The sequence below is a fragment of the Enhygromyxa salina genome (assembly GCF_002994635.1).
Taxonomy (GTDB): Bacteria; Myxococcota_A; Polyangia; order Nannocystales; family Nannocystaceae; genus Plesiocystis; species Plesiocystis salina_B.
The window spans coordinates 122,887-136,648 of the sequence record NZ_PVNL01000130.1 but is presented as its reverse complement, the minus strand read 5'-3'; the positions used below and the strand labels follow the sequence as shown (position 1 = coordinate 136,648).

12 protein-coding genes are annotated in these 13,762 nt (G+C 68.0%); 6 read left to right on the top strand and 6 right to left on the bottom strand.

Translation table 11 applies throughout. The features are described 5' to 3' along the window. Positions 1–936: 936 nt before the first annotated feature. The gene (gene trxA / locus ENSA7_RS33910; RefSeq protein ID WP_106093556.1) at positions 937–1,263 is read right to left on the bottom strand and encodes a thioredoxin; all 327 of its coding nucleotides are present in this window, start codon (positions 1,261–1,263) and stop codon (positions 937–939) included. Positions 1,264–1,462: 199 nt separating this feature from the next. On the opposite strand from trxA, the gene ENSA7_RS33905 reads away from it, so the two are divergent. Together ENSA7_RS33905 and ENSA7_RS33900 are read left to right on the top strand one after the other, a co-directional pair. After that, positions 1,463–3,844, top strand: coding sequence for an ATP-binding protein (locus ENSA7_RS33905; protein WP_146158455.1), 2,382 nt, complete (start codon positions 1,463–1,465; stop codon positions 3,842–3,844). After that, the gene (locus ENSA7_RS33900) at positions 3,841–4,821 is read left to right on the top strand and encodes a response regulator (RefSeq protein WP_106093554.1); all 981 of its coding nucleotides are present in this window, start codon (positions 3,841–3,843) and stop codon (positions 4,819–4,821) included. The genes ENSA7_RS33905 and ENSA7_RS33900 overlap by 4 nt, the downstream gene beginning before the upstream one ends. 10 nt (positions 4,822–4,831) lie before the next feature. Here the strand turns inward: ENSA7_RS33900 and ENSA7_RS33895 are convergent, their stop codons facing one another. The 3 genes from ENSA7_RS33895 to glsA form a co-directional block, all read right to left on the bottom strand. Further along, complete coding sequence (locus ENSA7_RS33895; RefSeq protein WP_106093553.1) at positions 4,832–5,161, bottom strand: hypothetical protein; 330 nt, start codon at positions 5,159–5,161, stop codon at positions 4,832–4,834. 169 nt (positions 5,162–5,330) lie between these two features. Next, positions 5,331–5,675 (bottom strand): hypothetical protein, encoded by a 345-nt coding sequence (locus ENSA7_RS33890; protein ID WP_106093552.1) that lies wholly within the window; start codon positions 5,673–5,675, stop codon positions 5,331–5,333. Between the two features lie 10 nt (positions 5,676–5,685). Next, positions 5,686–7,278 (bottom strand): glutaminase A, encoded by a 1,593-nt coding sequence (glsA, locus tag ENSA7_RS33885; protein ID WP_181234372.1) that lies wholly within the window; start codon positions 7,276–7,278, stop codon positions 5,686–5,688. A 163-nt stretch (positions 7,279–7,441) separates the two neighbouring features. Between glsA and ENSA7_RS33880 the strand changes: the two genes are divergently transcribed. Further along, the gene (locus ENSA7_RS33880; RefSeq protein WP_106093565.1) at positions 7,442–8,515 is read left to right on the top strand and encodes a hypothetical protein; all 1,074 of its coding nucleotides are present in this window, start codon (positions 7,442–7,444) and stop codon (positions 8,513–8,515) included. Between the two features lie 7 nt (positions 8,516–8,522). Here ENSA7_RS33880 and ENSA7_RS33875 read toward each other — a convergent pair whose 3' ends face one another. After that, positions 8,523–9,092, bottom strand: coding sequence for a hypothetical protein (locus ENSA7_RS33875; RefSeq protein WP_106093550.1), 570 nt, complete (start codon positions 9,090–9,092; stop codon positions 8,523–8,525). Positions 9,093–9,173: 81 nt separating this feature from the next. Here ENSA7_RS33875 and ENSA7_RS33870 point away from each other — a divergent pair, with 81 nt between their 5' ends. After that, positions 9,174–10,289, top strand: coding sequence for a hypothetical protein (locus ENSA7_RS33870; RefSeq protein ID WP_106093549.1), 1,116 nt, complete (start codon positions 9,174–9,176; stop codon positions 10,287–10,289). A gap of 53 nt (positions 10,290–10,342) precedes the next feature. Here ENSA7_RS33870 and ENSA7_RS33865 read toward each other — a convergent pair whose 3' ends face one another. Continuing rightward, positions 10,343–11,908 carry a protein kinase domain-containing protein gene (locus ENSA7_RS33865; protein WP_106093548.1) on the bottom strand — a complete coding sequence of 522 codons (1,566 nt, stop codon included), beginning with the start codon at positions 11,906–11,908 and terminating at the stop codon, positions 10,343–10,345. Positions 11,909–12,074: 166 nt separating this feature from the next. Here ENSA7_RS33865 and ENSA7_RS33860 point away from each other — a divergent pair, with 166 nt between their 5' ends. Together ENSA7_RS33860 and ENSA7_RS33855 are read left to right on the top strand one after the other, a co-directional pair. Beyond that, positions 12,075–13,058, top strand: coding sequence for a fatty acid desaturase (locus ENSA7_RS33860; protein WP_106093547.1), 984 nt, complete (start codon positions 12,075–12,077; stop codon positions 13,056–13,058). Next, the gene (locus ENSA7_RS33855) at positions 13,055–13,759 is read left to right on the top strand and encodes a GNAT family N-acetyltransferase (RefSeq protein ID WP_106093546.1); all 705 of its coding nucleotides are present in this window, start codon (positions 13,055–13,057) and stop codon (positions 13,757–13,759) included. The genes ENSA7_RS33860 and ENSA7_RS33855 overlap by 4 nt, the downstream gene beginning before the upstream one ends. The last annotated feature ends 3 nt before the right edge of the window (positions 13,760–13,762 follow it).

Genomic DNA, 13,762 nt, shown 5'->3' with positions numbered 1-13,762 from the left:
TCGCTCCCCACGGGCTGGCTGTTTGCGGGCGTATGTGTGGCCCCCTCGAAGGGGGCTTGAAGACGCTCCGTCGAACGGCGTCTTGGTTCGCACTTCGCGGTCACGCCTTCTGAGACCCCCACATACGCCTTCGCACTTCGCGGTCACTCGCCTCGCTCGCTCCCCACGGGCTGGCTGTTTGCGGGCGTATGTGTGGCCCCCTCGAAGGGGGCTTGAAGACGCTCCGTCGAACGGCGTCTTGGTTCGCACTTCGCGGTCACGCCTTCTGAGACCCCCACATACGCCTTCGCACTTCGCGGTCACTCGCTTCGCTCGCTCCCCACGGGCGCCCCACACAACGGCGTCGGCCCCCCACATACGGCCTCGCTGTTTGCCGGCGTATGTGGGGGGTCAAAGAAGGCGAGACCCCCAAACCACGATGCCGCTCGATGACGCAGCTTCAAGCCCCCTTCGAGGGGGCCACACATACGCCCGCAAACAGCCAGCCCGGGGGGGAGCGAGCGAAGCGAGTGACCGCGAAGTGCGAAACGAGACCCTCAAAACCGCGATGCCGCTCGATGACGCAGCTTCAAGCCCCCTTCGAGGGGGCCACACATACGCCCGCAAACAGCCAGCCCGGGGGGAGCGAGCGAAGCGAGTGACCGCGAAGTGCGAAACGAGACCCTCAAAACCGCGATGCCGCTCGATGACGCAGCTTCAAGCCCCCTTCGAGGGGGCCACACATACGCCCGCAAACAGCCAGCCCGGGGGGAGCGAGCGAAGCGAGTGACCGCGAAGTGCGAAACGAGACCCTCAAAACCGCGATGCCGTTCGATGGCGCGTCTTCGAGCCCCCTTCGAGGGGGCCACACATACGCCCGCGAACAGCCAGCCCGTGGGGAGCGAGCGAAGCGAGTGACCGCGAAGTGCGAAGCCGTATGTGGGGGTCTAAGAAGGCCTACAAGTCTTTGGAGATGAACTCGCGGAGTTTTCGGGGGCCTGGGTTGCCGACCATGGTGTCGACGAGCTGGCCGTCCTTGAACTTGAGCAGGGTCGGCAGCTTGAGCACCTTGTACTGGGTGGGCGTGGCCTGGTTGTCTTCGACGTTGAGCTTGACGATCTTGATCTGGCCGCTGAGCTCGTCCTGGATCTTCTCGAGGTGTGGGACCATGGCTTTGCATGGGGCGCACCAGGTCGCCCAGAAGTCGACGATGACGGGGGTGGACGATTTGATCACGTCAGCGTCGAAGCCGGCGTCGGATGTTGTTGAGATTGAGTCGGACATGGTTGGTGCCAGTGCCAGCGAGCGACCTAGCAAGGACTAGGGTACCGGGGCAAGCTCGCGCGAGGAGCGCTGGTGTTCGCGTGAGCTGCGAGCGTGATCGTGGCGCGCGTGCGGGGGTTCGTTCGTGGGGCGGGGAGGTTTCCTGAATGGGGCGACCACGGCCGGTTCCTGCGCTACGGTGGGCCGGGTCGAGTCGCGCGTGAACGTCAAACGAACCAGCTCCTTCAAGTTCACCGGTGAGCTGCTTCGCGCCACCGGCGAGCCGGAGCGACCCCACGCGCAGATCCTCCGTGGGCTCGTGATCCCGTCGGCGGTGCTCGACGCGTCGGGGATCGTGCTCGCGGCCAACCGCTCGATGGCCGAGCTGCTGCGCATGGATCGCCTGCAGATCGAGGGTGAGCCGCTGCTCATGTGGATCCGTCGGCCCAATGAGCGCGAGGCGTTCGGGCGCGAGTTTCTGGGGCTGCGCAAGCGCGCCCGCGGTCAGGCCTTCACCCGTGACCTCGAGCTGGCGCCGTCGCTTGGGCTCGCGCTGCGCTGTCGGGTGCGTGCGGCCAAGCTCGACCGTGACGAGGTGCTCGTGACGTGCGAGCGCTCGCAGGTGGCCGACGCAGAGACGGAGCTGGGCCGCGCGGTGACCCGGGCGCTCGACGGCCTGGATCAGGGGGTGCTGCTGGTCGACGGTGAAGGGCGCGTGGTCCATGCCAACCCGGCGGCGCAAGACCTGCTGGGCGACGCGATCGTCGGCCGCGGGCTGCTCGAGTTGGCCGAGCCGGCGTTCCTCGATCAGCTGGGTCGCGGGCTGGCGCTGTCGCGCGATGGCAGCTGGATCGGTGAGCTGGATCTCAAGCGGCTCGACGGCGAGACCGTGCCGGTCGAGCTCTCGCTCGCGGCCGGCAGCGGCGAGGGGGCGCCGGCCGTGGTCCTGTGCCGCGACCTCCGCGAGAGCCGACGCCGGGCGTTCGAGGTCCAGATCACCGGGCAGTTCGATCGCGCGCTGGTGTCGTCGGCCGAGCCGCGCGAGGCGATCCCCGCCGCCTGTCAGGCGCTGGCGACCGGGCTCGGGGCCCTGCGCGTGATCGTGCTGACCCAGCTCGGCGGCAACTGGGAGCGCTGGAACACCGCGCCCGACAGCTCGCCGCGGTTCTCGACGCTCGACCCGGACACCGCGCCGCCGCCCGACTGGGCCCGCGACGTCGGCGTTCGCCCGATCTACATCGAAGATCCCAAGGCCCGGGCCGAGCTCGAGCGCTTGACCGGCGATCTGCACCCAGCCGCAGAGGCGATCCGCGTGACCTTGCGGGCGACCGGCGGGGTCGTCGGCCACCTGATCTGCACCTTCGATCGCCGATCTGCGTGGGGCGACGAGGAGCTCGGGCTCGTCACCCAGCTCGCGCCGCAGCTGGCGATGGGCCTCGCCAACGGCCTGCTGATGCTCGAGACCCGCGCGCTCGCGGCCTACCAGTCGCGGGTCCTGGATCAGACCGCGGTGCTGCTCAACTCGGTCGACGCCGAGGGCCGCGTCGTCACCTGGAACCGCGCCAGCGAGCGCTTGGTCGGGATCCCCAGCAGCGAGGCCAAGGGTCGGCTGTTCGGGCTCGAGATCGCCAAGGCCAAGGACATCGATCACTGGCGAGACATGTGGGACACGCTGCTGCGCGACGGCGTCATGGCCCGCGAGATCGTGCTGCTCGGCGGCGACGAGCGCGAGATCCCGTTTCACCTCGAGGGCCGGGTGCTGCGCGACGGCAACGAGATCCGCGGGGCCGTGTTCGTGGGCCTGGATCTGCGGATCCGGCGGGCGCTGGAGAAGCAGGTGCTGCAGAGCCAAAAAATGGCCGCGGTCGGGCTCCTCGCCGCTGGCATCGCGCACGAGATCAACAACCCGCTGTCGGGCGTGGTCGGCTACTCGAAGCTGCTGCTCGAGCGGGACCTCGCGCCCACGATCCGCGAGAAGGTCGAGCGGATCGCCGCGAGCGGCGAGCGCTGCCGCAAGATCGTCGAGGGCGTGCTGCTGTTCTCGCGCTCGCAACAAGGCGGCGAGCGGACCAAGATCGAGCTGGGCGATCTCGTCGACCGCGTCGTGCGGATCGGCGAGTATCAGTGGAAGATGCACAATGTGCGCATTTTGCGGGAGCCCGAGCGGCTCCCTGCCCCGCTGCTGGTCATGGCCGACTCGGATCAGCTCGAGCAGGTCCTGCTCAATTTGCTGTCCAACGCGGTCGACGCGATGCCCCGAGGCGGCACAGTGCGCATCTGCCTGGGCGAAGAGCCCAGCGGCGAGGTCAGCTTCGCGGTCAGCGACGAGGGCCAGGGCATCCCCGAAGAGATCCGCGACAGCATCTTCGACCCGTTTTTCTCCACCAAAGAGATCGGCAAGGGCACCGGCTTGGGCCTCTCGATCTCCTATGGGATCGTGCGCGATCATGGGGGTGATATCCTGCTGGAGTCCCAGCCGGGCCGCGGCACCACCTTTCGCGTGATCCTGCCCCGAGACGGCAGCATGGGCGACTCCCCGCCGGGGCTCGCCGCATCCAAGCCCGACGCCGCCCCCAGCCGACTATCGGATCCAAGTTCATGAGCCGCGGACGCACACCACCTGTCAAGGACACCTACTCGACCCACGACGTTGCGAAGATCTGCTGCGTCACACCGACCACGGTCATCCGCTGGATCGAGGACGGGCTGATCCCCGCGTTCAAGACCGTCGGCGGCCACCGCCGGGTGCGTCGCGAGGATCTCGAGAAGGTCTGTCGCGAGCGCAACATCCCGTTCAACGTCCCGACCGGAACCGAGGTCGGGCGGATCTTGGTGATCGACGACGAGCCCGTCGTGCTCGAGCTGGTCCGCGACGTCGTCAAGGAGCTCAGCCACAAGTTCGAGGTCGAGGTCGCCAAGGACGCCTTCGACGCTGGCCGCCTGGTCGTCTCGTTCCGGCCGCAGATGATCTTCTTGGATCTCATGATGCCCGGCGTCGACGGGTTCGAGGTCTGCGCGCGGCTCAAGAAAGACGCCGCGACGACCAACACCGAGGTCATCGCGATCACCGGCTACTACACGGAAGCCAACATGGAGCGGATCCTCAACGCTGGCGCCGCGGCCTGCCTCAAGAAGCCGCTCGACGTGACCGAGGTCCGCGCGCGGGTGATCGACGCGTTCGGCCTCAAGGACGAAGACGTCGACAAGCCCAGCCGCCAGCAAGGCGCGACCAAGGTCCTGGTCGTGACCCAAAACGCCGACTTCCGGACCCGGCTGCGCGACGAGCTGAGCAACGCCAAGCCCCACGTGGAGTTCTTGACCGCGCAGACCGGCGGCGACGCGATCCTGGTCGCGCAGACCAAGCCGCCGCACCACGTGATCGTGTCGCTGACCGTCCCGGACCTGGACAGCAGCGATGTGATCCGACGGCTGGCGAACAGCGACGAGAAGCCGCAGATCATCGCAGTGCACGACGCCCCGAGCGACGACGTCCGGGCCGCGGCGCGCGAGGCTGGGGCGCGGATGTGCCTGCCGACGGCGATGGTGAGCGGGACGATCCGCGAGCTCTTGGGGGTGTAGAGACAGTCGTCTACACGGCGCGGATGGCCGAGAGTCGCAGGGCGAGCTCGAACAGCTTTTCGCGGCCGTCGGCGCCCGTCATGACGAATAGCTCCCGGCACATGCGCGCGGCGGTGGGCGCGTCAACGTCGAAGTGGCGGGTCAGCGCGCCGAGCGGGCGACCGAACATCAGCTGCTCGGCGAGCGCTTGCTCGCGCGTGTCGAGGTTGAAGGTCCAGGCCAGGTTATCGACCAGACCGCTCACAAATGAACCGCGTGGGGTGGGCCCGTAGCTGGGCGGCGCGGCGGCGAACAAGGGGAGCTCGTAGGTGCTGGCGGCGACGGTCGTGGCGGCGTTCATCTGCTCGCACTTTGACCTCCCAGCGGGCGAACCGTCAGGGACGGCAGTGCCACCGAGTGGGGCCGAGCCACCCCCCCGGTACAGGGCTACATGTGGGCGTTATCGATGGGTCGCACCAGGCGTCACCGACCGTCACCGACTGCGACCGCGCCAGACCGCGTCGCTCAGCTCAGGACTCCGGCGGCTTGCGTTCCCGGTTCTTGATCTTCGCGATGATGACCAAGATCAGGATGGCGATCGGCAACAACACCAAGAACAACCACCCCGCGATCAGGATGATCCAGCCGTAGTTCTGGGCGTTGTCCTCGAGCAGCGTGTCGCCCGTGCACAGCTTGTTCTCGTGGTCGCTGCCGGAGTAGCGGTAGGTCTCACAGGTCAGGCCGTCATTGCAGTCGTCATCGGCCTCGCAGAACCAGCCGACGTTGCCGGGCTCGAGCACGGCGCACGAGGCCAGCGGTAGCAGGCCGACCAGCAACAAAGTGGTGAGGAAGAACGCGGCGAGACGGTGTTGCACGAGGGCGAAGCTACCACGCTCGCTCCCCCCTCTTCGAACCGTGTGTGAGCAGCTCGATCACGGGCTCGTGGCCCTCGCGGGTCGCGTCGTCGAGGGGGGTGTTGCCGAACCGGTCGACCGGCTGCGGATCCACCCCGAGGTTGAGCAGGTACTCGACGACCTCGAGGTGGCCCTCGGCCGCGGCGAGGTGCAACGCGGTGCGGCTGTCGAAGTTGCCGCGCTCGAGGTCGACGCCGCGCGCGACCAGCTGGCGGATGCCCTTGAGATCGCCAAAGCTGGCGGCCCAGGTCACCTGCCCCGCGTCGTCGGCGAAGTTCTGCGCCCGGGTCAGGCGCGGGTCCTTCTTCTCGGACATGCCGGTCAGGTTGTCGAACGCGTGGAAGTTGTAGGCCTGGACCAGGCGCCGACAAAAGTCGAGACCGCGCACGCTGTTGCCGTGCTCGTCGAGCCGCGGTGACCAGCAACAAAACCCGAGCACGTTGGGGACCACGCCGATGATCGCCCCCGAGACCCCGCTCTTGGCCGGCAGCCCGACGGTGAACGCGAACTCACCGGAGAAGTCATACATGCCGCAGCTCGACATCAGCGACAGGCAGTTCTGGACGGTCGCGGGCTTGAACTGGCGCAGGCCGCTGGTCGGGCACACGCCCGCGTTGGCCAGCGTGGCCGCGACCACGGCCATGACCTCCGCGGTGGCCTCGACCGAGCAACACTGCAGATAGAACTCGAGAATCTCGATCAGCTGCGTACCCTCGGGAAACGCCTTGTGCTCGCGCATCAGATACCCCAGCGCGAAATTCCGATCCGCGCTGCGCCGCTCCGACAGGTACACCGAGTTCGAGAACCCGACCTTGCGCCCGCCCGCGATCCTGCGAATGCTGTCGAGCACGAACTCGAACCGGTCGGCCAGCTCCTGACCGCGCTGCAGCAGCGCGCAGGCCATGATCGCCCCCGAGTTGATCATCGGGTTGTGCGGCTTGCCGTCGGAGTCGAGCGACAGCTCATTGAACCCGCGCCCGCTCGGCTCGCGGCCGATGTAGCGATGCACGTGCTCGGCCCCGTGCTCCTCGAGCGCGAGGCTGTAGATGATCGGCTTGGCGCAAGACTGCAGCGAGAACTCGATGTCGGCGTCGCCGATCGAGAACATCTGCCCGTCGGCCGTGCAGATCGCTACACCGAAGCGCTCCGGGTTCACGCGCGCGAGCTGGGGGATGTAGCTGGCCAGTTCGCCGTCGCGGCGCGCGAGGCTGCGCTCATAGAGGGCCGTCACCTCGGTCTTGAAGCTCGGGAAGTCGGGGATCGTCAGGCGGCCCGCGAGCGCGCGCTCGATCAGCCCGCGGCACGGACCGATCACCGTCGAGAACGAGTCGAAGTCGATCGCGCGCTCGTCGGCGTCCTCGAGCGCTCGAAACACCTCCTGCAAGCGCAGGTCGTCGCGGCGCAGCCCGGTCTCGATCAGGCGCTCGAGCATGCTCGGGACGCCGACCTCATCGCGGCTGTCGGGCTCGAGCGAGTCGAACACCGCGCGATCGCGCGTCGCCGGATCGTCCCCATCCCGCGTCAGTTGCGTCGTGCCCTCGTTCGCCCCTCGACCAGTCCTCACCTGGTGAGCATAGGCGAATGCGGGCGCCGATGATCTCGGGGGCCGCGCTCGACCGCCGCCGCGTCTGCGTGAAGCGCACAATCTGCCGCTGAGCTCCGGTACGACGTCAGCTGGCGAAAATCGGGCTTGACCCCAGCCACGCGACGAACTTAAAGCCGCAGTCATGTCCAAGCGCAACGTCCATATCATCGGGACCGGAACCATCGGCGAGCCATTGATCGGGCTGTTCTCTGCCTTCCGAAAGGAGTGGGACATCGATGAGGTCAGCTTCCACAAGCGCACGCCGCTGGTCGATGAGCGGGCCAAGGTCGAGAGCATGGTTCGACGCGGCGCCAAGCTCGTGGTCGACACCGACGCCGTCGCGCAGTTCGAAGCGCTCGGACACAAGATCACCCAGACCTCGGACGAGGCGATCGCCAACGCCAGCGTGGTCATCGACTGCACCCCCGTCGGCAACAAGCTCAAGCCCCGCTATGTCGAGGCGTCCGGGCCCAAGGTGTTCATGGCCCAGGGCAGCGAGTTTGGGTTTGGTCAGCAGTACGCGCGCGGGATCAACGACGCGGCCCTCAACCTCGACGAGCGCTTCGTCCAGATCGTGTCGTGCAACACCCACAACATCTGCGTGATGCTCAAGACCCTCGGTGAGCGGCTCGAAGGGCCGCAGGCGGGCACGGTCGGCGTCGACTGGGCCCGGTTCTTGTGCATGCGCCGGGCCACGGACATCTCCCAAGCCACGGACTTCATCCCGGCGCCCGAGGTCGGCAAGCACGACGACGCCCGGTTCGGCACCCACCACGCCCGCGACGCGTGGCACCTGTTCAAGACCATCAACGAGGACCTCGATCTGTTCTCGAGCGCGGTCAAGCTGCCGACCCAGTACATGCACATCCTGCAGTTCACGATCGCGCTGAGCGAGCCGACCACCCAGGCCGCCCTCGTCGCCCGGCTCGCCGAGAACCCGCGCGTGGCCCTGACCGAGAAGCGCTCGTCGGCGCTGGTGTTCTCGTTTGGCCGCGATCACGGCTTCTACGGGCGCATCCTCAACGAGACCGTGATCCCGCCCAAGTGCATGCACGTGTCCGAGGACGGCCGCACCGTGACCGGGTTCTGCTTCACGCCCCAAGACGGCAACTCGCTGCTGTCGTCGATGGCGTGCGCGCTGTGGTACCTCGACGGCGAGGATCCCCGCGACCGCCTCAAGGACACGCTGACGCCCTACATGTTCAGCGAGATCTGACCCACGCTCAGTCTTCCACGAGGGCGAAGATCGCTCGGCGCACGCTCATGAGCTGCTTGAGCAGCGCCCGGTCGCCCCTGAGCACCCCGTACACGGACGCCTTGGCCTCGGCGACGATCAGGGTGACGAGCTTGGGCTCGAGCCCGAGCGCGGCGCCGGCCTCGTGGGCGTCCGCGAGCTCGTCGTCCGAGAGCCCGTCGATCGCGGCGATCGCGATCATGCCCGAGAGCAGGAAGCAGGCCTCGCGGCTGCGCGGCCGGGCGAGCTCGCCGATGTGCGCGGACGACAGCTCCGCGACCTCGAACGCCAGGACGTGCTGGACGACCGGGTCGGGCAGCCCGAACTTGCGCATCAACAGCTTGAGCCCGGTGACCTCCGCGTTGCTGAGCCCGTCGGCGGCCGCGAGGTACTTGGCCGCCTTGATCAGGTTGATCGCGTCCTCGAGCGCGATCGCCTCACCGTTGGACTCGGTTGAGCGCGCGCGGACGCTGTCTCTCGCGTCGTCGATCGTCTGGTCGTCGAGCTGCGCCATCAGGGCGCGGGTGCTGGCGAGGATTGGATTGTTGAGGTCGCTCATGAGCGCGCGGTGAGCATTGCTTGACCTGGACGCAACGCGGGGACCACCATCGTACCAGGAATTACCTGTTTGGACTCCGTCATGACCAAGTCTTCGTCGATCGCGCTGGTGTTGCCGCTGTTCTCATTGCTTGGGTGCGGTGGCACCGAGGGGCGAGAGAGCTTTGGCTCTGACTCGGGCCAGACCTTCAATGGCAGCGCCAGCGCCAGCGCCAGCGCCGGTGATGGCATCGAGACCAGCGACAGCAGCTCGACCGACCCCACCAGCGACACCGACCCGAGCGACAGCAACGACGACGGCCTCAAGCTCGACACGATCAACACGGAGGAGGGTCAGACGACCGCCGACGACGGCGGTGGCAGCGAGGGCTGCAAGGCGATCGACTTCCTGTTCGTCATCGATAACTCGGGCTCGATGGGCGACAACCAGCAGAACTTGATCGCCAGCTTCCCGGGCTTCATCGACAAGATCCAGCAGACGATCGCGGACGTCGACAGCTACCACATCATGGTCGCCAAGACCGATCAGTACTGGAACGACTGCCAGATCGAGTGCGCGTTCTTTCCATTCCTGTGCCAGTTTGGCGACGTCAACGCCTGCAACGGCGCGCCCTCGGTCTGCGACGAGACGCTCGGCGCGGGCGTCAATTTTCCGATCGGTGACGACGCCAGCAACAAGTACTGCGACCTGACCGGCGGCCAGCGGTTCATCACGCCGCAGGAGCCCCTCGATGAGCTGGCGCAAAAGTTCACCTGCATCGCGTCGGTCGGGACCGACGGCGACAGCGGCGAGATGCCGATGTCCTCGCTCACGCAGGCGATCGGCCCGGCCCTCAACGGCCCCGGCGGCTGCAACTCGGGGTTCCTGCGCGACGACGCGGTGCTGGTGATCACGATCATCACCGACGAAGAGGACAGCGACTCGCAGGGCAACCCACAAGGCTGGTTTCAGAACATCGTCGCGCAAAAGGCCGGCGACGGATCGGGCGTGGTCGTGCTCGGGCTCATCAACGACACCGACGCGGGCAACCCGGTGTGTCCGGTCGACTCGCAGGATCCCGCGAAGATCCGCGAGTTCATTCAGATGTTCCCCAACCACATCGAAGGCTCGGTCTGCGAGGCCAACTATGCCCCGTTCTTCGAGCAGGCCGTGGATCTGATCAACACGACCTGCGACGAGTACGTCCCGGTCGGCTGAGCCGCGCTGATCTGGGCTGATCCGGGCTGACTCGTGGCTCGAGGCCCGAGGCCCTAGCGTAGACGCAGCGTGTAGGTGTAGGCGCCGCCCTCCTCGGTTGCGGGGAATTCCAGTTGGTGGGCTTGGCGTCGGGCGCAGCGGCCGAGCTTGGTCGAGCCCATCCCACCGACGACCCTCGCGGTCTCGACCGCACCCGTGGGCGCGACGTGAACCGTGAGCTTGACCGTCCGCCGCATGCGGCCGTCGATGCAGCGCTGCTCGACCCGGCGGTACAGCTCGGACTTGCGCGCGCGCAGGTGGGCGGCGCTCAATTTGGTGCGTAGCTGGGTGTCAGCCCCGAGATCAGGCGCCTCGACCCCGCGCTTGGGCGGCGGGGCCAGAGGCTGCGCCACGCCGACGGCCAGCTCGGCCTCGCTCGCGTCGACCGCCGAATCGCCTGCCGGATCGACCGCCGAATTGTGCGAGGCGTCAGCCACGACCTCGTGCGTGTGGGCCGTGAACCCCCACCAGCTCAGCAGCACCGCGCAGCTCAGCCCCGCGAGGGCAGCCCAGCGCCAGGGCGACCGGCGGGCGGGCGGCGGCTCGAACTCGGGGATCTCCGCGCACTCGAGCGGCGCGCGGGCGGCCGCAGCCAGCACCAACCAGCTGTCCTCTTTGTCGAGCGCGCGCTCGAACGCGGTGGTCGCCTCGTCCTCGTGGACAGCGTCGCCAGCTCGATCGTCGACCAGCGCCACGGCGTGTTCCAACGCCGCGTACACGCGCAGCTCCGCCGCGACTTCGCCGGCGTCCGCGAACCGCTCGCTCGGCTGCTTGGCGAGCATCCGCCGCAAGATCCACTCGAACGACGCGGGCGCGTCGAACGGCAGCTCGAAGTCCGGGAGCGCGCTGTTGAGGTGGGAGTCGAGCACCCGCAGGGTCGCCCCGCGAAACGGAACCGAGCCCAAAATCAGCTCCCACAGCAAGATGCCCAGGGCATACACGTCGGCGGCCGGGCTCACCGACTCGCCGCGGATCAGCTCGGGCGCGGCGTAGGCCGGGGCGATCATCAGCGGCATCGCCCGGAGCTTGTCGGTCCCGGCCTCGAGCGCGGGGACCAGGCCAAAGTCGAGCAGCCCCGTCAGCTCGCGATCGGCGTCGACCAGGATGCTGTGTGGCTCGATGCCACCGTGCGCGAGCCCCCTGCGATGCACGGGCTCGAGCGCCGTCGCCACGCGCAGGGCGATCGCCACGGCCTCGTGAAACCCGAGCGGGCGCTCGACCTCGGCCAGCGACGCGTCGTCATGCCACGCGGTCACCAAGAACGGACGCCCGTCGAGATCCTCGCCGTAGTCGAGGATGTCGGCGATCGCCGCGACCTCGAGTGACGCGCTCCCGCGGGTCTCGAACAGACGATCTCGTACGCGAGGGCTGGCGAACTCTCGACGCAGCCGCTGCAACAGCACCGGGCGATCCGCGGTCTCGTCATGACAGCGCACCAGCTCGCCCAAGGGGTGACTGCGCCCGCTTCGCTCGACCCGGTAGCGATACGCGACCAACTCGCCAACCTCCAACACACCATCGGGCGCGACGTCGCCCCTCATTGGGTTGCTCGCGTTACTATCGCTGATCTCAGTGTGCATGGGCCCGCCTCTCTTTCATCAAGTGTTGGGGGCGGGCAGCGACGGTTCAGCTTGTTTTCGCGCGAGAACGACGTACATGTACGCGATCTGTGCCGCAGGGTAGGCAAGCGAGACGCCCCCCAACCAATTGATCCGAGCACACGCGTGGAGGACAACAGCTACGCCGATGGCCGCCCACGATCCTCGTCACCGCAGCGTCACCGCGCGCCTGCTCAGCGAGTCAGTGCTGATCGCGTTGATGCTCGGAGCCGCGGCGCTCGAGCTCGACGCGCTCGATCGCCCGCTCGCGCGAGCGCTGCTGGTCGCGGTGATCGTGCTGCAGGGCTGCTGGCTGCACCGCCTGTACGTGGTCGCCCACGAGGCCTCACACCGCAAGCTGTGGCCCGAGCACCCGGGCATCAACGACGCGCTCGGCCAGCTGTTGCTGCTGCCCTTGATGGTGCCGCTGCGGATCCATCGCAAGATCCACGCCTTCCACCACGGCCACAACCGCCGCGACGAGCAGACCTCGGCGCTCGACACCTTCGTGGTCACCCGCCGGGCCAGCCCGCTGAACCGCGCCCTGGTCCGCGCGTGGTGCCATGTGCTCTGGTACCTGTCTGTGTTCGCATGTGGGTTCTTCGTCCACTCGCTGGTGTCCGTGCTGTTGTTCCTGGCCATGCCCATGCGCGTGGCGAGGAGCATCTCGCCCGCGTTCAAGGGCTGGCGCGTCTATGATCAGCTGCGCGCGCTCGCCAGCTTCGGGCTCGGCGTGGGCCTGCACGTGGGCGTGGCCTGGCTGCTCGGTCCGCGCGCGTGGGCGCTGACCATGGGCTGGCCGCTGCTCGCGTTCGCGTGGGTCTACTCGCTGTTGGTCTACATCTATCACTACCAGACCGACTACGGCCCCGAGGTTCGGTTTCACGTCCGCGGGCTGCGTCGCCACCCGATCGCGTCGTGGTGGCTGCTCAACTTCAACGAGCACGACACCCACCACCGTCAGCCGAAGCTGCCCTGGTACCAGCTGCCCGAGCACCGCGAGCCCCTGCCCTCCGCCCACGCCGCCAACCAAAAATACGACGGCATCGCAGCCGCGATCCTGGCCCAGCTGCGGGGCCCCCGGATCATCGAGCGAGACGCTCGAGCATCCAAGTCCGGGGCGTCGGCATGATCGAGCTGGGTGACGGCGCGCGGCTGCGACGGGCCCGCCACGAGGATCTCGGCGCGCTGCTGTCGATTCGGCGCGCGCTCCCGATGCCGAGCCTGGCCGAGACCGACGAGACCCGGCGAGGTGGGTTCTTGCTCGGCTGCGACGCGGCCCAGTACGCGCAGCTGCTCGCGATCGCCCGGGTGTGGCTGCTCGAGCGCGGCGGCGAGGCCGGAGGGTTCTGCGTCACCCTCGACGATCCGGTCCTGCGGGCCTCGCCGATCTGGGCCCGCCGCGACGAGATCGCGTGGGACGCTGGCGTCGATCCGGTAGCGATCGCGGCGCGGCGCGTCGCGTACCTCGATCAGCTGGCCGTGCTGCCGCACATGCGGTCGCACTACTGGGGGGCCGCGCTGGGCCTGCGCGCGGTCGCGGACCAGATCGTCGAGCGCGGTCACGAGCTGGTGCTCACGACCACCGTGATCGCGCCGATCCACAACCGGGCTGCCCAGCCCTACCTCGATCAGTTCGGCGCGCGGCGGATCGGCCAGGTCGACGAGCGCTACCCCGAGGTCGGACGCATCGTGTCCGCGGTCCACCTGCTCGATGCGGCCCACTACCAGCAGCGGCTCGCGGAGATCCGCGACGATCAACGACCCGCGATCGCGCGGATCCAACAGATGCGCAAGCTGATCCGCATCATCGACGCGTCACTCGATCGCTGAGCC